Raw genomic sequence first — 21,167 nt, 5'->3', positions numbered from 1 at the left:
GGCGGCCTTTTTCGTTTGAGGAAAGGCCCTGCCATGCTGCCCTGGATCGAGCTTGATCGCGCATCGGTGCCCGGTGATACGGCCGAACTGCGGCTGAAGCAGCGCGGCAGCGAATTTTCCATCATGCTCGGCGCCAACGAACTGATGAACAGCCGTCTCAGCGGTTCGGAAGAGGCGCTGGCCACGCTGGCCGCCGAGCGACTCGGTCCTCAGCCGGCGCCGGTCGTTCTGATCGGCGGCCTCGGCATGGGCTTTACGCTGCGCGCGGCACTGCGCGTGCTGCCGGCCGAGGCGAAGGTGATCGTCGCAGAACTCGTGCCGGCAGTGGTTGCCTGGGCGCGGGGGCCGATGGCCGCGGTCTTTCAGGGCTGCCTCGACGATCCGCGCGTTTCCGTTCACGTCGGCGATGTCGGCGCGCTGATCCGCAGCTCGAAATCGGCCTTCGACGCCATTCTTCTCGATGTCGACAACGGCCCGGACGGGCTGACCCGCAGCAGCAATGACGGCCTCTACGATCATGCCGGTCTGCGCGGCGCGCAGGTGGCGCTGAGGCCGAAGGGCGTGCTCGGCGTCTGGTCCTCGGGGCCGGACGACCGGTTCACGCGCCGCCTGAAGGAGTGCGGCTTTGCCGCCGAGGCGCTCTCCGTGCGGGCCAGCACGAAGCGCAGCGGTGCCCGCCATGTGATCTGGATGGCCGTCCGCCCCTGATCGCCACGCGCTCTCTCAGTCCTGCAGCCCCTCCAGCGCCGCGGCTACGCGCGGCAGGGCCTCGTCCGGGATCGGCAGCACCGGGCGGTGCGGGGCGGCGTGGAACAGGTCGAGCGTCGCGGCGATGGCATACATCACGCGAAAACTGCCGAATTGCTTGAACAGGGTCCAGAGCGGGTCGAAGGCCTGGTTCAGACGGTGCGCTTCGGCGGCATCGCCGGCCTGGGCGGCGCGGGTCAGCGCCAGGGCCTGGGCTGGCAGAAGGCCGGCGACCACGCTGTACCAGGCATCGGCGCCGGACAGCAGCGCCTCTGCCGCCCCCCAGTCACCGCTATAGCCGATGGCAAAGCCCTGCGGCAGGCGGGCGCGGAGCGCGGCCATTTCCGCCTCGAAACTGGCATCGACCGGCAGCGGCATTTTCACCGTCGCAATCTGCGGAATGGCGGAGAGCCGCACGATCAGGTCCGGGCTGAAGGTGAATTTCGTGGTGCCGGGATTGTTGTAGATGACCAGCGGCAGATCCGTCGCACCGGCCACCGCGGCAAAATGGGCAAACACCTCGTCCTCCGTCAGCGGCGTGTAGGAAACGGGGGCCAGCAGCAGGCCGTTGGCGCCGGCCTTGGCCGCATCTCCGGCGAGCGCCACGGCCTCATCGGTGCGCAGCGCCCCGACCCCGACGATCAGCGGCGTGCGGCCGGCGAGCGTCTTAACCGCGATCTCGACGGCGCGGCGCCGCTCTTGACGCGACAGATAGGCATAGCCACCGGTGCTGCCGAGCAGGCCGATGGAATCGACGCCGGCGGTCGCGAGACGATCGACCAGACGCGACAGGGCGTCCGGCTGCACGATGCCGTCCGCATCGGTCGGCGTGGGCGGAAAGGCGGAAAGACCACGGAACATGCTGCACCCTCGTCTGGCTGATGATGCCTGTGGTAGCACCGGCGCCGCGCGAGGTGAAGGCGGCTCAGGCCGGGCAATCCTGCACCGGCGTCAGGTCGATGTTGCCGCCGGGCTTGAACACCTTCGGGTTCATGTCATAGGCCGGGCCGACGACGATGGAATTGGCCGGCAGGATGCTCTGGTCGATGGTGGCGAGAACCCTGGTTTCCAGCTGCTGCAATACCTTGCCGTGGGCATCGGCCAGATCGATCTTCACGTCATAGGAACGCCCCTCGCGCACGCATTGCAGGTTGGGGCTTTCCAGCACGATCTTTTCCATCTTCGGATAAAGCTTTGCTTCCGTCACCAGGGGGGCGCCGCCGCGCGGGTTCTCGAAGCGGGCAATCGCCATGCCGCCGTCCGGCAGAGCGGCGGTCGGCCGTAGCGTCACGACGTAATTCGCCTTGGAGAGGCGATAGTTGAACACGAAGATGTGGCCGGAAAATTCCGCCAGCTTCTCCACCTCCCGCTGGCAGCCGGCAAGCGCCAGCAGGCCGAGCGCAGCCATGGTGATCTTTCTTCTCATTCCTGTTCCCCTTTCCTGCGTCGGTAATGGCGGGCGGCCTTGGCGCGGTTGCCGCACACGGCCATGTCGCACCAGAAGCGGCTCCTGTTCTTGCTGCGGTCGAGAAATAGCCAGCCGCAATGGCCGCAGATCTTCAGGCGGTCCGGCTCCGGCAAGGCGAGCAGCCTGAGCGCCGAGCGCACTGTCTGCCCCTCCAGACCATCCGCGTCGCAGGACAGCCGCAGCAGGCAGGCGCCCTGTTCCAGAAGATCGGCCAGCGTCTGGTCGGTGGATCCTCCCTCGGCCTCGGCGCGGAAATGCCGGTCGATTGCCTCGCGAAAGGTCAGAAAGGCGTGTCGTGCCTCCGTGCGCACCGGCTTCAACGGCCCGAACAGCGCGCGCTCGGCGGAAAATTCCATTGCCGCCTGCGGGAAGGCGTCGAACTGTGCGGGGTCCGCAAAACGGTCGATGCTGCGGGCGGGGTCGAAGCGCAGGATCACGCTGTTGGCGACATCGAGCGCCAATGCGCCGCCGGCGAAACGGTGAGGGGTCCAGGAAAAGCTCATGCCTCAATATAACTGGTAAAATTGCGTTTACCAGTTATAATTCTCAGCACCCATTCCGGCTGAATCGCGCCATGCTCTACGCCCTGCAACAGCTTTTGAATGCCGTGCCGATCGCCAGCCTCTATGCGGCGCTCGCCTTCGGCTACGCGACTGCCTTTGCCGTCACCAAGCGGGCGGACATCACCTATGGCGCGCTGTTTGCCGCCGCCGGCCACCTGTTCCTGCTGGTCGCCCATACCGGCTGGAATGTTCTGTTCCTCACCTTTCCGGCAGCGCTCTCGCTGGGGGCCCTTGCGGCCGTGACGCTGGTGGCGGGCGGCGGTGTGGTCATCGGCCGGCAGGTGGTCGCGCCACTGGCCCGCGTCTCGCCGAACGCGCTCACCGTTGCCTCGCTCGGCCTGCTGCTGGTCCTGATGGAAGCGGCACGGCTCGCCTCCGGCACGCGCGAACTCTGGCTGCCGCCCTTTCTCAATACGCCGCTCCGTCTCTGGCGCGGAGAGGAGGGCACGGCAAGTCTGACGCTCTTGCAGGCGCTGAACAGCCTTGTTCTGCTGCTGCTGGTCGCGGGCGGCGGATGGTTTCTCGCGGCAAGCCGCTGGGGGCGACACTGGCGCGCTGTCTGCGACGATCCGCTGGCCGCCGAACTCTGCGGGGTGCAGGCTGCCCGTATCTTTGCCGGTGCCTATGGGCTGGCTGCGCTGTTTGCGGCGCTCGCCGGGCTGCTCGCCACCGCCCATTATGGCACCATGGATTTCGGCGCCGGCATCCTCTTCGGGCTGAAGATCGTGCTGATCGCGGCGGCCGGTGGCCACAGCCATCCCCTGCGTGCGGCCGCGGGCGCCGCCCTGTTCGGTTTCGGCGAAACGCTGTGGAGCGGCTATGGCCCGGTTGCCTGGCGTGATACGGTCATGCTTGGCGCCCTGGTGGCGCTGCTGGTGATCAGTCGACGGGAAAGGGTTCTGGTGTGATCGCCACCTGCGGATTGACGATGCCGTAGATGACCTGGGTTGCGCCGAAACGCTCAATGCTTCGGAATTCGTGCATGCCGACCCGTTCGAGAAGGCGCCGCGAGGCTTGGTTCGCCGCCTGTGTCTCGCTGACGAGGCGGGGCAGGTTCAGGATTTCGAACGCGTGGCGCAGCACGGCCTGCGTGCATTCATATGCAAGACCCATCCCCCAATATTCCGGAATAAACTGATAGGACAGTTCGCGGGTGGCCTCATCGTGATTGGGAGCCAGGGTGATAAGCCCTATGCAGCCGGCCTCCTCTCGTTTGCGCAGCCGAACGGCCCATGCCGGAATCGGCGTTTGCCCCAGGATCAGGGCGTCCGCAGACGCCTTGGCGACCATCGCGTCACGGGGGCCGCCTAGAAACTGTCGCACGGCAGGATCGGTCGCCAGCGCTATGAGGCCGTCCTCGTCACCTTCCGTGGGCGATCGAAGAACACATCGGGCGGTGAAAAGTGTATCCATCATGCCCGTTGCTTCCCATCTGTCATCAAACGGTCAGCGCGTGATCCACTTGTCCCGCGCCCGATCGTCGGCATCCTTGGCCGAGACCCAGCCGCCGGCGGAGCCATCCTGCAGGTGCTCCTTCTTCCAGAAGGGAGCGGCGGTCTTCAGAAAATCCATCACGAAGCTGGCGCCGTCGAAGGCCGCCTGCCGGTGCGGGGCCGAGGCCACCACCATCACGATGGTCTCGCCCGGCGCGATCTTTCCATAGCGGTGCACGGCGGTGAGGCCGAGCAGGGAGAAGCGCGAAACCGCCTCCTCGCCGATGCGGCGCATTTCGGCCTCCGCCATGCCGGGATAATGCTCCAGCTCCAGCGCCGTCAGGCTGCCGCCTTCATCGCGGCAGAGGCCGGTAAAGGTGACGACCGCGCCGATATCCGCCCGCCCGGCCGTCAGCCGGTCAATTTCCGTCTGGAGGTCGAAATTTTCGCGCTGGACGCGGATGGTGGGTGTCGTCATGTCGAATGCCTCACCTTGTCCGGCACCTAAGCCGTTTCGTGCGATGCCCGGCAGGGCAGAGGGGCTGTTCCCGGTTTCAGCCGCCCGTCATCGGCGGAAAAATGCCGATTTCACGGGCGCCGGCAATCGGTTCGTCGTGATCGACATGCTCCTGATTGACAGCAACCCGGATCACCTCCGGATATTGCAGGGCCGCTTCATAGCCGTCACCGAGTGTCTTCAGGTGCTGCAGCAGATCGCCGGCCGTCACGACGCTGTCCGGCAGGTCGAGGTCCTCTTCCGGCTTGTCGATGCGCTCGCGCACCCAGGCGAAATAGACGAGCTTCACCTTCATTCTTCGTCCACCACATGCTTGAGGCCGGCCTTGAAGTAGTCATAGCCGGTATAGATCGTCAGGATGGCCGCAAGCCACAGCAGGGTAATGCCAAGCGTGGTCGTGTGAAGGCCGAACTTGTCGCCGGCGGGGCCCGCCAGCAGGAAGGCGATCGACACCATCTGGATTGCCGTCTTCCATTTGGCGATACGGGTGACCGGCACCGCCACCTTGAGGCCGGCCAGATATTCGCGAAGGCCCGATACGAGAATCTCGCGGCACAGAATGGTGATGGCGGCCCAGAGCGACCAGCCGGCAATCGTGCCGTCTGCGGCCATCAGCAGCAGCACGGAGGCCACCAGCAGCTTGTCGGCGATCGGATCGAGCATGCGGCCGATATTGGAGGTCTGGTTCCAGATGCGGGCGAGATAGCCGTCGAGGTAATCGGTGATCGAGGCAATGACGAAGATGCCGAGCGCCGTCCAGCGCGCCACGTCGGAACTCTGCAGCCGGCCTTCCACGAAAAAGCACGCGACGACGACCGGCACGGCCACGATGCGCGCATAGGTCAGGAGGTTGGGAATGTTGTATGCGCGCGATGCCATGACGAACCTGCTACCTGCTTGCTGGGCCCTTAGTTGATGCTTCGAAGGCCAAGCGTCAACTGCAATTCTGGCGGAATTCGCCCAGTAGCGACGATCACGGCGCGCGGCTTTCGTGAAAATGGTTGTAGATCTGTTTGGCGACCGCCTCGGAAATGCCCTCCACGGCCATCAGGTCGTTGATGCCGGCACGCGACACGGCCTTGGCGGTGCCGAAGTGTTGCAGCAGGGCCCGCTTGCGGCTGGGGCCGATGCCGGAAATCTCGTCCAGCGGGTTCTTCACCATCTCCTTCTTGCGCCGCGCCCGGTGTGAACCGATGGCGAAACGGTGCGCTTCGTCGCGCAGGCGCTGGATGAAATAGAGCACGGGGTCGCGCGGGGGGAGCGAGAAATCGCTGCGGCCATCGGCAAAGAAGCGCTCGCGCCCCGCATCGCGGTCGACACCCTTGGCGACGCCGATGGCGGTCACCACCTCGCGGATGCCAAGCTCGTCCAGAATGGCGCGCACCGCCGTCATCTGTCCCTGGCCGCCGTCGATCAGGATCACGTCGGGCCAGGCGGGGAAACCTGCATCGACGGCTTCTTCGGCCGCAGGCTGCGCCGTGCGGTCCGGCAGGCCCTCTTCCTTCAGCAGGCGCGTGAAGCGGCGGGTCATCACCTCGCGCATCATGCCAAAATCGTCGCCGGGGGTGATGTCGGTCGATTTGATGTTGAACTTGCGGTACTGGCCCTTCACGAAGCCTTCGGGCCCTGCCACCACCATGCCGCCCACCGCATTGGTGCCCATGATGTGCGAGTTGTCGTAGATCTCGATGCGGCGCGGCACATAAGCGAGGCCGAAGGTTTCGGCAAAGCCCTTCAGCAGCCGTTCCTGCGAGGCGGTTTCCGCCAGCTTGCGGCCATGCGCCTCGCGGGCATTGGCGAGAACATGGTCGACCAGATCGCGCTTTTCGCCCCGCTGCGGCACCAGGATCGCCACCTTGTGCGCGGCCTTTTCCGTCAGCGCCTGGGACAGCAGGTCCTGTTCCTCGACGGTTTCCGACAGCAGGATCTGCCTGGGCACAGGCTTGTCGTCATAGAACTGCGCGAGGAAGGCGTTCAGCACCTCTGCGCCGGAAAGCTGCGGGTCGGCCTTCGGGAAATAGGCCTGGTTGCCCCAGTTCTGGCCGGCCCGGAAGAAGAAGACCTGGATGCAGGTAAGCCCGCCTTCGTGGTGGATGGCGAAAACATCCGCCTCCTCGACACCGGCGGGGTTGATGCCCTGGTGGCTCTGCACGTGGGAGAGCGCCGCCAGCCGGTCGCGATAGACCGCGGCGCGCTCGAAATCGAGATCTTCCGAGGCTTCCGCCATCTGCCGGGCGATCGCTTCCTTGACGTTCTGGCTGCGGCCGGAGAGAAAATCCTTGGCCTCGTCGACCAGCCCCGCATAATCCGCGTCGGAGACCTCGTGCGTGCAGGGGCCGGAACAGCGCTTGATCTGGTAGAGCAGGCAGGGGCGGGTGCGAGCCTCGAACACGCTGTCGGTGCAGGTGCGCAGCAGGAAGGCGCGCTGCAGCGAGTTGATCGTGCGGCCGACCGCGCTTGCCGAGGCGAAGGGGCCGAAATAGTCTCCCTTGCGGGCACGCGCACCCCGGTGCTTGTAGATCGCCGGCGCCCGGTGATCGCCGGTGATCATGATATAGGGAAAGCTCTTGTCGTCGCGCAGCAGCACGTTGTAGCGCGGGCGCAGGCGCTTGATGAGGTTGGCTTCCAGCAGCAGCGCCTCGGTTTCCGTCCGCGTGGTGACGAATTCCATCTGCGCCGTCTCGCGCACCATCTTCGACAGGCGGTTGGAATGGACGCGTCCCTGCGCATAATTGGTCACGCGCTTCTTCAGGCTGCGCGCCTTGCCGACATAGAGCACGTCGCCGGCCGCGTTGAACATGCGGTAGACGCCGGGAGCATTGGGCAGATGCTTGACGAATTCGGCGATCAGCTCGGCGCCCGTCAGCCCGCTTTCATTGGCGAGGCCGTGATTCCATTCGATGCCGGCTACCGCGCGCGCGACATCGCCCTCCGGGGGGAGGATGTCGTCGTCATCGTCGTCCGATTCGTCATAAAGAACGCCGCCGTCAGGCAGTTTCGTTCCATTCATTCAACAATCTCCGCCACATCAGGCGTTTCCCAGGCCAGGTGCTGGCCTCCATCCAGAGCGATCATTTGGCCCGTGATGGATGGAGTGTCAAAAAGAAATCGGATCGTGCGGCCGAATTCGCAAGGGGCGGGGCCGCGCTTCAGCGGCACGCCGGCCACCTGCTTGTCAAAATCCGCCTGGGCCTGACGCTCGCTCTTGAAGGAGGGGCCGGGGCCGATCGCATTGACCCGGACGCGCGGCGCATAGGCCTGCGCCAGCGTCTGCGTGGCGGTCCAAAGCGCCGCCTTGGAGAGGGTATAGGAATAGAAGTGCGGCGTGAGCTTCCAGACGCGCTGGTCGATGATGTTGACGATCAGGCCCTCGCGATCGGCCGGCAGCTGACGCAGCAGGGCCGCGGAGAGAATGGAGGGTGCCCGCACATGGATGGCGAAATGGCGGTCGAAGGTCTCGGCATCGAAGGTTTCGGCCGTATCCTTCTGGAAGATCGATGCGCTGTTGACGAGGCCGGTAAGGGGGCCGAGTTGAGCCGCGGCCAGATCGATGAGCGCATCTGCTGCGGACGCATCGAGAAGGTTTGCCTGAACGGCCACGACTCGGTGACCCTCGGCCCGCAGACTCGCGGCCACCGATTGCGCCTCCTCGATCGAGCGGTCGGCGTGGATGGCAACGCCATAGCCGTTGCGGGCCAGATCTTCGCAGATCGCCTTGCCCATGCGGCGCGCGGCGCCGGTTACAAGTACGGTAGGGGAAGAAGTCATGGATGATCTTGTCCTGTCGGCCTGCTTCGGGGTCATTCTGAGATGCAAGTGCTTTACGCCCGGATCAAGGCCGCGGATTGCTTGGATGTTGTTCTTTTTGTTGCAGTATTATTACGTTGTATTCACGCGACCGTGACAAATAAAATCGAAGTTTATCGTCAATTAACCTTTCGTTAGGGTTAATAAATTCCATGTTGCGGGCAAGCAACATCCAGATTCAGCCATGTCTGTGCCACAATCAATTCACAATTCGGTACTTTCAATTCCTCAATTGGCCACCAAATTCCAACTCAACGAGCAGGGAGCGATGGCGTTGTCGCCTGAGAGAACAGCGCCTCCCGGCCCGCATTGAAAAGGAGATAAAGTATGCGTACTCTCGTAGCGTCCCTGATGGTTTCCGCCGCCAGCCTCATCGCCGTTTCGGCACAGGCCGCCGACGCCGTCACGCAGGTTCCGCAGGCTCCGGCTGCTTACGATGCGCCGGCACCGGCTGCGACCTGGTCTGGTTTCTACCTCGGCGGTAACGGCGCCTATGACTGGGGCAAGGTCAAGGGTGACTCCACCAAGCCGAGCGCTGATGGCTGGGGTGGTGGCATCTACGGCGGTTACAACTGGCAGAGCGGCCAGATCGTTTACGGTGCTGAAGCCGACCTCGGCTACAACGACCAGAAGGGCTCCGCAAACGGCGTTACCACCGAAGAAAAGCTGAACGGCTCGGTCCGCGGCCGCGTCGGTTACGACCTGAACCCCTTCATGATCTACGGCACGGCTGGTCTGGCTGTTGGCAACCACGAAGTTTCGAGCGCCGCCGGTTCTGACAGCAAGACCTCGGTCGGCTACACGGTTGGCGCCGGTGTCGAAGCTTTCGTGACCTCCAACATCACGGCTCGCCTCGAATACCGCTACACCGACTACAACGACAAGAACTACAACCTCGGCGGCACGAATGTTTCGCGCGGCTTCGACGACCAGTCGGTCAAGGTCGGTATCGGCGTAAAGTTCTGATCCGTCTCCAGCGGATCGAGAAGGGCCGGGGGGACACCTCCGGCCCTTTTTGCGTTGTATTGCCGTGTGACGTGAGGCGTGTCCGCGTGCAGTCCCTCCTGGTGCGGATAAGCCGGGCGCTTCGCCTCCGTGCCGCCACCCGCTGTTCTCGCCGGGCGTCGCCAGCCCCCAGCTTCCGCGGAACAAGGATCACGCGGCCGTCTTCATCTTCTGCTCGTGGAACAGGGCAGAGAACTGGCGTGGCCAGGCGGCAAGCCTGGGGCGGCCGACGGACCAGCGCCCGGCGTAGCGCAGATGCAGGTAGCCGATCAGGGCCGCCAGCGCGAAATGACCGCCGTTCAGCTTCTTCTCGGTCTTTGGCACGTGATTTTCCAGATAGTCGAGGCCGCGCGCCACCTTCACCCAATGGCGATCAATCCAGGGCTGGTACACCTTCTCCTCCGGCCGCAGCCGGCGTTCATAGGTGATGCAGAGCAGGCTGTCGGTAATGCCGTCGCAGAGCGCTTCCAGCATTTCGGCCTCGGCGCGCTTCTCCAGGCGCTTCGGGTAAAGCCGCCCCTGCGAGAGGCGGTCGAAGTAATGCATGATGGCGACGCTGTCGCACAGCGGCACTTCCCCGCTGCGGATCAGCATAGGAATTTTGCCCAGAGGGTTGCAGCCGGCCAGTTCCGGTGGCTCCTTTCCGTCTGTCGCGTTGACCTCCTCAAGGTTGATTCCAAGGTGGCGAGCAGCCATCCGGCATTTCGCCGAGTAGGGCGAAGCAGGCGAATAGAGTAGACGCACAACACAATCCTATCCAATATTTCCTCCGCCTTCCGATATAATGCAAATCAAACTTTGTCGCTAATAGATTCTTAATATTCACAGATAGATTATCTCGTATTGATCCATTTCGCATTCTAGACTCTGGTGGATGGAGAATTGTTTGTGAAAAATCGAGTCTAGATGCTGTTTTGCCGAATAAGTGCATATCGTGATCCCGGATATGTTTGACTGCGATCCCTTCGCGGTTGCAGCAATACATATTCCGGGCTTTTGCGGGGTTTTTGCATTGTGCAATGCCACCTTCGCTGCGATGCGTTGCGCCTGCTGGCGCGGATCTGCAAGGTCCGCAGAAAGCAAAAAAGGCAGCCGCTATGGCTGCCTTCCGGTTGTAGATGAACGAGGTGGTCGATGTCAGGAGCGTCGGGGCCGGCGCTTCTTCAGGCGGCCGGCTTCATGCTGGCGTGATCGGGAAAAAGCGCGGAAAATTTCTCCGGCCAGGCGGTGAGGTTGGGGCGTCCTTCGGCCCACTGGCCGGCAAAGCGCAGGTCAAGGTAACCGATCAGGGCTGCCAGCGCGAAATGACCGCCATGCAGTTTCTTTTCCGTCTTCGGCAGGTTCTTTTCCAGATGGTCGAGACCGCGCACGACCTTCTTCCACTGCTTGTCGATCCAGTCCTGGTGAATCTTCTCCTCCGGACGGAAGCGGCGCTCGTAAATGATGGCGAGCAGGCAGTCGGTGATGCCGTCGCAGAGCGCTTCCAGCACTTCCGCATCGGTACGCTTCTCCGGCTTCTTCGGATAGAGCGCGCCATCCGATTCCCTGTCCAGGAAATGCATGATGGCCACGCTGTCATAGATCGGGGCGTCACCTTCTCGGATCAGGACCGGGATCTTGCCGAGCGGATTGTTGTCGACCAGTTCGGCAGGCTCGGCGCCGGTATCGGTGCGCACTTCCTCGACCGCGATGCCGAGATGGCGTGCGGCCATGCGGCACTTGGCCGAATAGGGGGAGGCGGGTGAATAGAGAAGTTTCATTGTCAGGGTCCTGTCGGGAGGGTCAGCGTGCCGGCGGCACGGTGATGCGGTTGAGTGAGCAGCCCTTGCGGTCCACCTCGGCGCAGGGGCGGAAGGCAAGATCCTTGGACATGCAGATGCGCACCTCTTCCAGCTGGTTGCGCTCGCAGCTCACGGCGATGGAGGAGGCGCCGAGCCCGGGATTGTCGCGGATGAAACTCTGTTCGATCTGGTCGGCGGTGAAGGTCTGTGCGGTGGTTGCGGTGACGATGTCGGCCGGCAGGCGGATTTTCTCGAAGGCCGCGCGGGTCTTGTCGAAATAGGCCTTCTGGCCGAGGCCGGAACAACTGCCGTGCTTGCGCCATTCATGGCCGATCAGGCCCATCGAGGGCATGATGTCGAAATAGGCGCGCCCCAGCGTCTCCGGCACCCGGCGTGGCTCCGTCGTCGCGCAGGATTGCGGATAGTCGTTTTCGTTCTGCGGCCAGAGGCCATGCACGATGAAGGCGAACTTTTTCTCCGGACCGCACTGTTCCTTGCTGTCCTTGCCTTTCGGCGAGGCGCAGTAGGTGGGCGACCAGGACAGCGACAGCACGTAGAAATCGAAGCGGGCGGCGGTATCGTCCGCTGCCGCGGGCAGGGCGGCCAGCATCAGAATGGCTGTCGTCAGGCAGCAAAGGAAACGGCGGATCATCATCGAAGCCTCCTCATCTCGCATGCGACCATGTCTCAGGCCGCTCGGCCCGGTCAAGTCCGTCGTGGGCGGGATGCGGACAAAGGCTCAGATCTCCTCGGGCTTTTCCTCGCCGCGCAGCCAGAAGGTGCGGGAGGAGGCGAAGCGATCCTGCGCCAGAATGTCCTTCAGCACGGGCAGAACGCGGTGCAGCTCGTCCTTCAGCGTGAAGGGCGGATTGACAACGATCAGGCCGGAACCGGAAAGCCCGGTCGCATCGCGATCGCTCTTCACCGAAAGTTCGGTGCACAGCATCTTCGGAATCTCGAGCGCCTGCAGCGCCTCGTGAAACGCCTTGATCGGCGCCCCCTTCTTCAGCGGATACCACAGGCAATAGGTGCCGCCCGGAAAGCGTCGCCAGGCGGTGCCGAGCCCCTTCGCCAGCCGCTCGTATTCGCCCTCGATCTCGAAGGGCGGATCGACCAGCACGATGCCGCGCTTTTCCTTGGGCGGCAGATGGGCGCCGAGCGACAGCCAGCCGTCGAGTTCGGTCACGCGCACCTGAAAGTCGCCTTCGAACAGCCGGGCAAGGCGCAGGTAATCGTCCGGATGCAGTTCCATCGCCGCCAGCCGGTCCTGCGGGCGAAACAGCATGCGGGCCAGCTTCGGCGAGCCCGGATAGCGGGTGATCGCGCCCTTCGGATTCAGCTCCCGCACGGCATCCAGATACGGGGCCAGGATCTCGGCGGCCTGCGGCTCCAGCTCGGCCTCCATCAGCCGGCCGATGCCATCGCGCCATTCGCCGGTCTTCTGCGCCTCCTCTGAGGAAAGGTCGTAGAGGCCGATGCCGGCATGGGTGTCCAGCACCCGAAACGCCTTGTCCTTCTTCTGCATGTAGCGGATCAGCAGGCAGAGGACGGCGTGTTTCAGGACATCGGCGAAATTGCCGGCATGGTAGATGTGCCGATAGTTCATGACGGGGCCTTCTGGCTCTCTTGAATAGATTTGATGCATCGCAAAAGCGGCTTTCTGCGACGGTCTGCTTGTCCTATAGGAAAGGCATGAACGTTGCGACCCCGATCTCTGCGAAAAACACCGCCACCGCGTCCGCGGTGAAGGCCACCGTCTGCCCCCATGACTGTCCGTCTGCCTGCGCGCTCGAGGTCGATCTGACCGCCGAGGGGCGTGTCGGCCGCGTGCGGGGCGCCAATGCCAACAGCTATACCGCGGGTGTCATCTGCGCCAAGGTGGCGCGCTATGCCGAGCGGCTCTACCATCCGGACCGGCTTCTCACGCCGAAGCGCCGCAAGGGCGCCAAAGGGGAGGGTGTCTGGCAGGAGATCTCCTGGGAGGCCGCCCTCGATGAGATTGCCAACGCCTTGGTGAAGGCGGAAGCCGCCCATGGCAGCGAGGCGATCTGGCCCTATTTCTATGCCGGGACGATGGGCCAGGTGCAGCGCGATTCCATCGAGCGGCTGCGCCATGCCAAGCGCTATTCCGGCTTCTTCGGCTCGATTTGCACCAACATGGCCTGGACGGGCTATGTGCTCGGCACCGGCGCGCTGCGCGGTCCCGATCCGCGCGAGATGGCAAAATCCGATTGCATCGTCATCTGGGGCACCAATCCGGTTGCCACCCAGGTCAACGTGATGACCCATGCGGTGAAGGCGCGCAAGGAGCGCGGCGCCAGGATCGTCGTCGTCGATATCTACGACAGCCCGACGATGAAGCAGGCCGATATCAAGGTCATCCTGAAGCCCGGCACCGATGCGGCGCTTGCCTGCGCGATCATGCACATCGCCTTCCGCGACGGGTATGCCGACCGCGCCTACATGGACACGTTTGCCGACGATCCCGCCGGTCTCGAAGCGCATCTCAAGACCAGGACGCCGGAATGGGCCTCTGCCATCACCGGCCTCCCGGTCGAGGAGATCGAGACCTTCGCGCGCCTCGTCGGCACGACGAAAAAGACCTTCTTCCGTCTGGGCTACGGGTTTACCCGCCAGCGCAACGGCACCATGTCCATGCATGCCGCGCTCTCCATCGCCACCGTCCTGGGGTCATGGCAGTATGAAGGCGGCGGTGCCTTCCATAATAATGGCGAGATCTTCCGGCTCGACAAGCGCGAACTGATGGGCACCGGCTATCTCGATCCGTCGATCCGCATGCTCGACCAGTCGCAGATCGGCCGCGTTCTGACGGGCGATCCGGTGGCGCTGCGGCAGGGCGGCCCGGTGACGGCGCTTCTGATCCAGAACACCAATCCGATGAACATCGCGCCCGAGCAGCGTCTGGTGCGGCAGGGCTTTGCCCGCAGCGACCTGTTTGTTGCCGTGCACGAGCACTTCATGACCGAGACGGCCGAGATGGCCGATATCGTGCTGCCCGCCACCATGTTCGTGGAGCATGACGATCTCTACCGGGCCGGCGGGCAGAACCACATCCTGCTCGGGCCGAAGCTGGTCGAGCCGCCGGAGACGGTACGCACCAATCTCTTCGTCATCGAGGAACTGGCAAAGCGCCTCGGCGTCGCTCACTATCCGGGTTTCGGTCTGTCGGAGCGTGAACACATTGATCGCATGCTGCTGCCGAACGGCCTGCCGGGCTATGACCAGCTCTCCGTCGACAAATGGATCGACTGTCAGCCCGCCTTTGAGGATGCGCATTACCTGAACGGCTTTGGCTATCCGGATGGGAAATTCCGCTTCCGGCCGGACTGGTCGAACGGCCCGTCGCCCAACAAGACGCCGGAGAGCATCGGTCCGCTCGGGCCCCATGCCGAATTTCCGGTTTTCCCCGACCAGGTGGATGTGATCGAACTGGCGGATGCCGAGCATCCCTTCCGGCTCGCGACCTCGCCGGCCCGCAACTTCCTGAACTCCACCTTTGCCGAGACGAAGACCTCGCGCGAGAAGGAGGGGCGGCCGGAGGTGATGATCCATCCCGACGATGCGCAGGCGCTTGGCATTGTCGATGGCGCTGTGGTGCGCATCGGCAACCGTCGCGGCGCGCTTCGCATTCACGCGAAAATCATGCCCGGCGCCCGGCGCGGCGTGCTGATTGCCGAGGGCCTGTGGCCGAACAAGGCGCATCTCGACGGCGAGGGCATCAACGTGCTGACCGGTGCCGATCCGGTCGCTCCCTATGGCGGGGCGGCCGTGCATGACAACCGGGTCTGGCTGACGAAGGACGAGGCATGAGCCGCAGCAAGGACGCGACGATCCACATCGTCGAGAAGAAGCTTCTCTCCGACAACTGGTATCATCTCCACAAGGTCACGTTCGATTATACCGGCGCCAATGGCGTCACCCATCGGCTGGACCGCGAGGTCTATGATCGCGGCAATGGCGCGACCATCCTGCTCTACGATCCGGCCCGCGACGTGGTGGTGCTGGTGCGGCAGTTCCGTATCCCCGCCTATCTCAACGGCTATTCCGGCTGGCTGATCGAGACGCCGGCCGGCCTGCTGGATGGCGAGCATCCGGAAGAGGCGATCCGCCGCGAGGCGATCGAGGAGACCGGCTATCAGGTGCGCGATGTCCGTTTCCTGTTCAAGTGCTTCATGTCGCCGGGCGCCGTCACCGAGGTCGTGCACTTCTTCGCGGCGATCATCGATACCAGCGACCGCGTGACCGAAGGCGGCGGACTGGACGAAGAGAACGAGGATATCGAGGTTCTGGAAGTGCCGCTGGCAAGCGCGCTTGCTATGATCGAGACCGGCGAGATCGCCGACGGCAAGACGATCATGCTGCTGCAATGGGCACAGCTGAACCGCGCCTGCCTGCATTAAGATAACCGTCAACCGGATCAGGGACCGACCCTTCGGCCGCCGCCGTTCCTTGAAAACGGCGAAAGCTCTCTTGCGTTCAAACAATATACATTATATATAACTGTATATTGAAAGGCCAGGGAGCCCCGTCATGAACGCCATCCAGATCACTGATCGCCTCGCCATTGCCGCGCAGCCTGCTGTCGAGGACATTGCCCGCCTGCGGGCGCAAGGTTTTGCTGCGCTCGTCAATCTGCGCCCGAACGGCGAGGAGGGCGCGCCCGGAGATCGCATCGAGCGCGAGGCGGCGGCCGAGGCCGGGCTTGCCTATCGGTTTCTGCCGGTCAGCATGGGCGCCATGACCGACGCGGATGTGGATGCCTTCCGTGCAGCGCTTGCCGAGGCGAAGGGACCGGTTCTCGCCCATTGCCGCACCGGCGCGCGGGCGCTTGCGCTCCATGCCCTCGGCGAGGCGCTGGATGGGCGCATGAGTGTCGCGGACATCGGCGCGCTCGGGACTGTCCACGGGCTCGACATGAGCGCGCCGATCGCCTGGCTCGAGCGTCGCCTCCGCAGCCGTCCCGAGGTGAAGGGCTTCTTCGATCCGCGCACCTGGAGCGTGCAGTATGTCGTCACCGATCCGGCGACGAAGCGCTGTGCCATCATCGATCCGGTGCTGGATTACGATGAGAAATCCGGCCAGACCTCGACCGTCAATGCCGACCGTATCCTCGCCTATGTCGCCGAGAAGGGGCTGACGGTCGAATGGATCCTCGACACGCATCCGCATGCGGACCATTTCTCTGCCGCCCGGTATCTGAAGGAGAAGACCGGCGCGCCGACGGCGATCGGCGATCATGTCGTCGAGGTGCAGCGGCTGTGGAAGGGCATCTACAACTGGCCGGCGCTTCAGACCGACGGTTCGCAGTGGGACCGGCTGTTTGCCGAGGGAGACACCTTCAAGGTCGGCGGCATCGATGCGCGGGTGATGTTCTCGCCGGGTCATACGCTCGCCTCCATCACCTATGTCATCGGCGATGCAGCCTTCGTGCACGACACCATCTTCATGCCGGACAGCGGTACCGCCCGCGCCGATTTTCCGGGCGGCAGCGCACATGCGCTCTGGCAGTCGATCCAGGCGATCCTCGCCCTGCCGGAGGAGACGCGGCTGTTCACCGGCCACGACTATCAGCCCGGCGGGCGTCATCCCCGCTTCGAAAGCACGGTGGCCGAGCAGAAGCGCACCAACCCGCATCTCGCCGGCATTGCTGAAGCCGCTTTCGTAGATCTGCGTCAGGCGCGCGATCGCACGCTGCCGATGCCGAAGCTGATCCTGCATGCGCTGCAGGTCAACGTGCGCGGTGGGCGCCTGCCGGAGCCGGAAGACAATGGCCGGCGTTATCTGAAGATTCCGCTCAATGCGCTGGAGGGGGCCGCATGGTAACCGATTTTCTCGACAGGAAGCGCGCGCTCGGCATGAGCCCCAAGGCCATGGAGGCGCGTGCCTCGGAGGTGGCCGGGCACCTGAAGGTGCTGGCCCATCCGGTGCGCCTGATGCTGGTCTGCACGCTGGTGCAGGGCGAGTTTTCCGTCGGTGAACTCGAGGAAAAGCTCGACGTGCACCAGCCGACGCTCTCCCAGCAGCTGACCGTGCTGCGCGAGGCGGAGATCGTCGAAACCCGGCGGGAAGGCAAGCAGATCTTCTATCGCCTCACCGCGGCGAAGACGGCGCAGCTGATCGCCGCGCTGTTCGACATCTACTGCGCGGAGGACATGCCGCGATGAGCCCGTACCTCACCTCCTTTGCCGGCGGGCTGCTGATCGGTCTCTCCGCCATCCTGTACCTCATCCTCACCGGTCGCATTGCCGGCATCAGCGGTATCGTCGGCCGGCTGGCGGAAGGGGCGAATGCCCCGCTCAACGGTGCCTTCGTGATCGGCCTGCTGCTCGGGCCGCTCCTCTATCACCTTGCCTTCGGCGCGTGGCCTGCGGTGACGATCAGCGCCTCACTGCCGGTGATCATTCTTGCGGGCCTGCTGGTCGGCATTGGTTCACGCATGGGCTCCGGCTGCACCAGCGGTCATGGCGTGCTCGGCCTTGCCCGTTTCTCGCCGCGCTCGATGGTCGCCGTCGCCACCTTCCTGATCACCGGCATCGTGACCGTCTCCCTGATGAGGGCAAGCCTATGACCGCATCCTTTCGTTCCGTTCTGGCCGCCCTTGGCTGCGGCACGCTGTTCGGCTTCGGCCTTTCGCTCTCCGGCATGCTGGACCCCGCCCGCGTGCAGGGCTTTCTCGATCCGTTCGGCGCCTGGGATCCGAGCCTGATCTTCGTGCTGGGTGGTGCCGTGCTGGTGGCCATGGCGGGCATGGCTTGGGTCCGCCGCATGCCACAGCCGGTGCTGGCCGATCAGTTCCAGATCCCCACCAACCGCCGCATCGACCGGCCGCTGGTGCTGGGCTCGGCCCTGTTCGGCATCGGCTGGGGGCTCGGCGGCTTCTGTCCGGGGCCGGCGATTTCCGCGTTGCCGCTCGGCTTCGGGGCCGTGCTGCTGTTCGTCATCGCCATGGTGGCGGGCATGATCCTGCACGACCGTGTGCTGGCGGGGAAGGTGTGATGACCGAACAGCTGATCGCCGCGCTCGGCTCCGGCGGGCTGGTGGGCTTCACGCTCGGCCTGCTCGGCGGCGGCGGCTCCATCCTCGCCACGCCGCTGCTGCTCTATGTCGTTGGTGTCGCGCAGCCGCATGTGGCGATCGGCACCGGCGCGCTGGCGGTCGCCGTCAATGCCCTTGCCAATTTCATCGGCCATGCGGCCAAGGGGCATGTGCGCTGGCGCTGCGGCCTGGTGTTTTCGGCCTTCGGCGTCGTCGGGGCCTTCGGTGGCTCGACGCTTGGCAAGGCGCTCGACGGATCGAAGCTGCTGTTCTTCTTCGGGCTGGTGATGATCGCGGTCGGGGCGTTGATGCTGCGCCGGCGACCGCTGGTGGAGGTCGCACCGCGCCCCGTCGATCGGCGCATGTGCGTGCTGACGGCCGTCATGGCATTGCTCGCCGGCGGCGCCTCCGGCTTCTTTGGCATTGGCGGTGGCTTTCTCATCGTGCCGGCGCTGATCCTGGCGACCGGCATGCCCATGATTGATGCGGTCGGCACCTCGCTGATGGCGGTCACCGCCTTCGGGCTGGCCACCGCCGTCAACTATTCGCTGTCAGGGCTGGTGGACTGGGCGCTGGCGGGCGAGTTCATCTTCGGCGGCGTGCTGGGCGGTCTGGTGGGAACGCTGGCGGCCACACGGCTTTCGGCACAGAAGAACATGCTGAACCGCATCTTTGCCGGCCTGATCTTCTGCGTCGCCCTCTATGTGATCTCCCGCAGCCTTGGCGCGATTGCTGCGTAAGGCGCAATCCGTCGGTGCCGGGGGCTCAGGCGCTGATCAGCCGGGCATCGGGGCTGACGATGCTTGTCATCCGCTCCACCGTTCCCTGCGCCGTCATCCGCACCGTGCCTTCCGCCACGAGGCGAAGCGCCAGCGGATAGGTATGATGCTCGACCGTCAGCACGCGGGCGGCGAGCGTGTCGGCGGTATCGCCCGGCATGACCGGCACCACGGACTGGGCGATGCAGGGGCCTTCGTCCATGCCTTCGGTCACGAAATGCACCGTGCAGCCGGCAATCCGCACGCCGGCCTCCAGCGCGCGCTGGTGGGTGTGGAGGCCTGGAAACAGCGGCAGCAGCGAGGGATGGATGTTGAGGATGCGCCCGTCATACGGACGGATGAAGTCCGCCGACAGAAGTCGCATGTAGCCTGCAAGGCAGACGAGGTCTGGCTGCAACGCCGCGAGGGCGCCGAGCACCGCCGCCTCGTGCTCGGCCTTGCTGGAAAAATCCTTGCGCTCGAAGGCGAAGGTGGCGATGCCGCGAGCGCTCGCCTTCGCAAGCCCGCCCGCCGCCTTCTTGTCGGAGATCACGCCCACGATCTCGGCCGGGAAATCCGGTGCGGCACAGGCATCGGCCAGCGCCAGCATGTTGGAGCCGCTGCCGGAGATCAGCACGACGACGCGCTTCTTCTCCATGCTCATAGGCCAAGCGTACCCTTGTAGAGCGTCCCTGCGCCGCCTTCGGCGCGCGCGACGATGCGGCCGAGCGGCACCACGACTTCGCCTTCACCCGTCAGAACGTCGGTGACGGCCGCGACATTTTCCGCAGCGACGACGGCGATCATGCCGACGCCGCAGTTGAAGGTGCGCAGCATTTCATTGGCTGCCACGCCGCCCGTGGCAGAGAGCCAGGAGAAGACCGGCGGAACGGGAATGCTGCCGAGGTCGATTTCGGCGGCCAGAGTGTCCGGCAGAACGCGCGGAATATTGTCCGGAAAGCCGCCGCCGGTAATGTGGGCGAGCGCCTTGATGCCGGCCGTCTCGCGGATCGCCTTCAGGAGTGGCTTCACATAGATGCGGGTCGGGGTCAGCAGCGCTTCGCCGAGCGTCTTGCCGTCCGCAAAGGGGGCCGGCGCATCCCAGGCGAGGCCGGAAAGCGACACGATCTTGCGCACCAGCGAGAAGCCGTTCGAATGCACGCCCGACGAGGTCAGGCCGAGGATCACATCGCCTTCGGCAAGGTCGCCGGAGGGCAGCAGCTGGCCGCGCTCGGCAGCACCGACCGCAAAGCCGGCGAGATCATAATCGCCGTCGCGGTACATGCCGGGCATTTCCGCGGTCTCGCCGCCGATCAGCGCGCAGCCGGCCTGGCGGCAGCCATCGGCGATGCCGAGCACGATGGCGGCACCCTGTTCCGGGTCCAGCTTGCCGGTTGCGAAATAGTCGAGGAAGAACAGCGGCTCGGCGCCCTGCACCACGAGGTCATTGACGCACATGGCGACAAGGTCGATGCCGACGGTGTCATGACGGTTGGCGTCGATGGCGATCTTCAGCTTGGTGCCGACGCCGTCATTGGCGGCCACCAGAACCGGATCGGTAAAGCCCGCGGCCTTCAGGTCGAACAGGCCGCCGAAGCCGCCGATCTCGCCCTCGGCGCCGGGGCGGCGGGTAGAGCGCACGGCCGGCTTGATCTTTTCCACCATCAGGTTGCCCGCATCGATGTCGACGCCCGCATCGCTGTAGGTGAGACCGTTCTTGCCTGCGTTGCTCATCGCCCGTCTCCGCTTGTCTGCGGCAGGTGTCGCGGTCGCATGCGTCGCGAGAAGAACCTGCGCCCTGATAAAAAGGAACAGGCCGCCCGCTCCGGGTCGCAAGACCGGCCAAGACCGGCAACGGAACGGGATTGCCTGGAGACGGTCGCCATTGCACGAGTGGGCGCGATATGCAAGCGGCAGACGCCTTGAACCCCGGTTTTCCCAGCTGTTCAGGCCCTCTCTTGTGCATTGCATCCGCAGCCTTGACCTTGCAACGGGCAAGCGCCTATCCCATGTCCTCGAGAGTGATGCAGGG

25 protein-coding genes are annotated in these 21,167 nt (G+C 64.5%); 10 read left to right on the top strand and 15 right to left on the bottom strand.

Going from position 1 to position 21,167, the window contains the following annotated elements; all coding sequences use genetic code 11:
* Window positions 1-33: 33 nt before the first annotated feature.
* On the top strand, window positions 34-708 hold the full coding sequence (locus tag F3H95_RS00945) for a hypothetical protein (RefSeq protein WP_143125565.1): 675 nt from the start codon (window positions 34-36) through the stop codon (window positions 706-708).
* Between the two features lie 15 nt (window positions 709-723).
* Here F3H95_RS00945 and F3H95_RS00940 read toward each other — a convergent pair whose 3' ends face one another.
* The 3 genes from F3H95_RS00940 to F3H95_RS00930 all read right to left on the bottom strand — a co-directional run bounded on the left by F3H95_RS00940 (window position 724) and on the right by F3H95_RS00930 (window position 2,718).
* Window positions 724-1,608: a dihydrodipicolinate synthase family protein gene (locus tag F3H95_RS00940; protein WP_149744622.1), complete on the bottom strand. Its 885-nt coding sequence runs from the start codon at window positions 1,606-1,608 to the stop codon at window positions 724-726.
* A 64-nt stretch (window positions 1,609-1,672) separates the two neighbouring features.
* A complete protein-coding gene (locus F3H95_RS00935; RefSeq protein WP_149744621.1) occupies window positions 1,673-2,173 on the bottom strand; it encodes a hypothetical protein in 501 nt (166 codons plus the stop codon).
* Window positions 2,170-2,718, bottom strand: a complete 549-nt coding sequence (locus F3H95_RS00930; RefSeq protein WP_149744620.1) for a CGNR zinc finger domain-containing protein — start codon at window positions 2,716-2,718, stop codon at window positions 2,170-2,172. The genes F3H95_RS00935 and F3H95_RS00930 overlap by 4 nt, the downstream gene beginning before the upstream one ends.
* 71 nt (window positions 2,719-2,789) lie before the next feature.
* Between F3H95_RS00930 and F3H95_RS00925 the strand changes: the two genes are divergently transcribed.
* Complete coding sequence (locus F3H95_RS00925) at window positions 2,790-3,686, top strand: branched-chain amino acid ABC transporter permease (RefSeq protein WP_149744619.1); 897 nt, start codon at window positions 2,790-2,792, stop codon at window positions 3,684-3,686.
* On the opposite strand, the gene F3H95_RS00920 is transcribed toward F3H95_RS00925, so the two are convergent.
* From F3H95_RS00920 to F3H95_RS00895, 6 genes are all read right to left on the bottom strand, one after another.
* The gene (locus tag F3H95_RS00920) at window positions 3,658-4,194 is read right to left on the bottom strand and encodes a GNAT family N-acetyltransferase (RefSeq protein WP_149744618.1); all 537 of its coding nucleotides are present in this window, start codon (window positions 4,192-4,194) and stop codon (window positions 3,658-3,660) included. The two genes, F3H95_RS00925 and F3H95_RS00920, sit on opposite strands and share 29 nt — an antisense overlap.
* Window positions 4,195-4,224: 30 nt before the next feature.
* The gene (locus F3H95_RS00915) at window positions 4,225-4,689 is read right to left on the bottom strand and encodes a molybdenum cofactor biosynthesis protein MoaE (protein ID WP_149744617.1); all 465 of its coding nucleotides are present in this window, start codon (window positions 4,687-4,689) and stop codon (window positions 4,225-4,227) included.
* A gap of 76 nt (window positions 4,690-4,765) precedes the next feature.
* The gene (moaD, locus tag F3H95_RS00910; protein WP_143125559.1) at window positions 4,766-5,023 is read right to left on the bottom strand and encodes a molybdopterin converting factor subunit 1; all 258 of its coding nucleotides are present in this window, start codon (window positions 5,021-5,023) and stop codon (window positions 4,766-4,768) included.
* A complete protein-coding gene (gene pgsA, locus F3H95_RS00905) occupies window positions 5,020-5,607 on the bottom strand; it encodes a CDP-diacylglycerol--glycerol-3-phosphate 3-phosphatidyltransferase (RefSeq protein ID WP_143125558.1) in 588 nt (195 codons plus the stop codon). Before pgsA ends, moaD begins: the two co-directional genes overlap by 4 nt.
* A gap of 94 nt (window positions 5,608-5,701) precedes the next feature.
* Window positions 5,702-7,738, bottom strand: a complete 2,037-nt coding sequence (uvrC, locus tag F3H95_RS00900) for an excinuclease ABC subunit UvrC (protein ID WP_149744616.1) — start codon at window positions 7,736-7,738, stop codon at window positions 5,702-5,704.
* Window positions 7,735-8,496: an SDR family oxidoreductase gene (locus F3H95_RS00895; protein WP_149744615.1), complete on the bottom strand. Its 762-nt coding sequence runs from the start codon at window positions 8,494-8,496 to the stop codon at window positions 7,735-7,737. Before F3H95_RS00895 ends, uvrC begins: the two co-directional genes overlap by 4 nt.
* Window positions 8,497-8,862: 366 nt before the next feature.
* On the opposite strand from F3H95_RS00895, the gene F3H95_RS00890 reads away from it, so the two are divergent.
* Window positions 8,863-9,501 (top strand): outer membrane protein, encoded by a 639-nt coding sequence (locus F3H95_RS00890; protein ID WP_143125555.1) that lies wholly within the window; start codon window positions 8,863-8,865, stop codon window positions 9,499-9,501.
* 189 nt (window positions 9,502-9,690) lie between these two features.
* Here F3H95_RS00890 and F3H95_RS00885 read toward each other — a convergent pair whose 3' ends face one another.
* From F3H95_RS00885 to F3H95_RS00870, 4 genes are all read right to left on the bottom strand, one after another.
* Entirely contained in the window at window positions 9,691-10,284 is a 594-nt protein-coding gene (locus F3H95_RS00885; RefSeq protein ID WP_143125554.1) for a glutathione S-transferase family protein, read from the bottom strand.
* Between the two features lie 419 nt (window positions 10,285-10,703).
* Window positions 10,704-11,300 (bottom strand): glutathione S-transferase, encoded by a 597-nt coding sequence (locus F3H95_RS00880; protein WP_149744614.1) that lies wholly within the window; start codon window positions 11,298-11,300, stop codon window positions 10,704-10,706.
* 22 nt (window positions 11,301-11,322) lie between these two features.
* Window positions 11,323-11,976, bottom strand: a complete 654-nt coding sequence (locus F3H95_RS00875; protein WP_348530037.1) for a ribonuclease — start codon at window positions 11,974-11,976, stop codon at window positions 11,323-11,325.
* 84 nt (window positions 11,977-12,060) lie between these two features.
* A complete protein-coding gene (locus F3H95_RS00870; protein ID WP_143125552.1) occupies window positions 12,061-12,927 on the bottom strand; it encodes a 23S rRNA (adenine(2030)-N(6))-methyltransferase RlmJ in 867 nt (288 codons plus the stop codon).
* 86 nt (window positions 12,928-13,013) lie between these two features.
* On the opposite strand from F3H95_RS00870, the gene F3H95_RS00865 reads away from it, so the two are divergent.
* The 7 genes from F3H95_RS00865 (at window position 13,014) to F3H95_RS00835 (ending at window position 19,117) form a co-directional block, all read left to right on the top strand.
* The gene (locus tag F3H95_RS00865) at window positions 13,014-15,152 is read left to right on the top strand and encodes a molybdopterin oxidoreductase family protein (protein ID WP_149744613.1); all 2,139 of its coding nucleotides are present in this window, start codon (window positions 13,014-13,016) and stop codon (window positions 15,150-15,152) included.
* Window positions 15,149-15,742, top strand: a complete 594-nt coding sequence (locus F3H95_RS00860; RefSeq protein ID WP_149744612.1) for an NUDIX domain-containing protein — start codon at window positions 15,149-15,151, stop codon at window positions 15,740-15,742. Before F3H95_RS00865 ends, F3H95_RS00860 begins: the two co-directional genes overlap by 4 nt.
* 130 nt (window positions 15,743-15,872) lie before the next feature.
* Window positions 15,873-17,165 (top strand): bifunctional sulfur transferase/dioxygenase Blh, encoded by a 1,293-nt coding sequence (blh, locus tag F3H95_RS00855; RefSeq protein WP_149744611.1) that lies wholly within the window; start codon window positions 15,873-15,875, stop codon window positions 17,163-17,165.
* Window positions 17,159-17,506 carry a sulfite-sensing transcriptional repressor BigR gene (gene bigR / locus F3H95_RS00850; protein WP_149744610.1) on the top strand — a complete coding sequence of 116 codons (348 nt, stop codon included), beginning with the start codon at window positions 17,159-17,161 and terminating at the stop codon, window positions 17,504-17,506. The genes blh and bigR overlap by 7 nt, the downstream gene beginning before the upstream one ends.
* Window positions 17,503-17,910 (top strand): YeeE/YedE thiosulfate transporter family protein, encoded by a 408-nt coding sequence (locus tag F3H95_RS00845; RefSeq protein WP_149744609.1) that lies wholly within the window; start codon window positions 17,503-17,505, stop codon window positions 17,908-17,910. Before bigR ends, F3H95_RS00845 begins: the two co-directional genes overlap by 4 nt.
* Window positions 17,907-18,338, top strand: coding sequence for a YeeE/YedE family protein (locus tag F3H95_RS00840; protein ID WP_149744608.1), 432 nt, complete (start codon window positions 17,907-17,909; stop codon window positions 18,336-18,338). Before F3H95_RS00845 ends, F3H95_RS00840 begins: the two co-directional genes overlap by 4 nt.
* Window positions 18,338-19,117, top strand: coding sequence for a sulfite exporter TauE/SafE family protein (locus F3H95_RS00835; protein WP_149744607.1), 780 nt, complete (start codon window positions 18,338-18,340; stop codon window positions 19,115-19,117). Before F3H95_RS00840 ends, F3H95_RS00835 begins: the two co-directional genes overlap by 1 nt.
* Before the next feature lie 25 nt (window positions 19,118-19,142).
* Here F3H95_RS00835 and purN read toward each other — a convergent pair whose 3' ends face one another.
* On the bottom strand, window positions 19,143-19,799 hold the full coding sequence (purN, locus tag F3H95_RS00830) for a phosphoribosylglycinamide formyltransferase (protein ID WP_149744606.1): 657 nt from the start codon (window positions 19,797-19,799) through the stop codon (window positions 19,143-19,145).
* Window positions 19,796-20,869 carry a phosphoribosylformylglycinamidine cyclo-ligase gene (gene purM, locus F3H95_RS00825; RefSeq protein ID WP_149744605.1) on the bottom strand — a complete coding sequence of 358 codons (1,074 nt, stop codon included), beginning with the start codon at window positions 20,867-20,869 and terminating at the stop codon, window positions 19,796-19,798. The genes purN and purM overlap by 4 nt, the downstream gene beginning before the upstream one ends.
* Window positions 20,870-21,167: the final 298 nt, after the last annotated feature.

The organism is Rhizobium sp. RU35A (assembly GCF_900156005.1).
Lineage (GTDB): Bacteria > Pseudomonadota > Alphaproteobacteria > Rhizobiales > Rhizobiaceae > Neorhizobium > Neorhizobium straminoryzae.
Note: the sequence above shows the minus strand (reverse complement) of the source record. Positions and strands in the feature narration are given on the sequence as shown.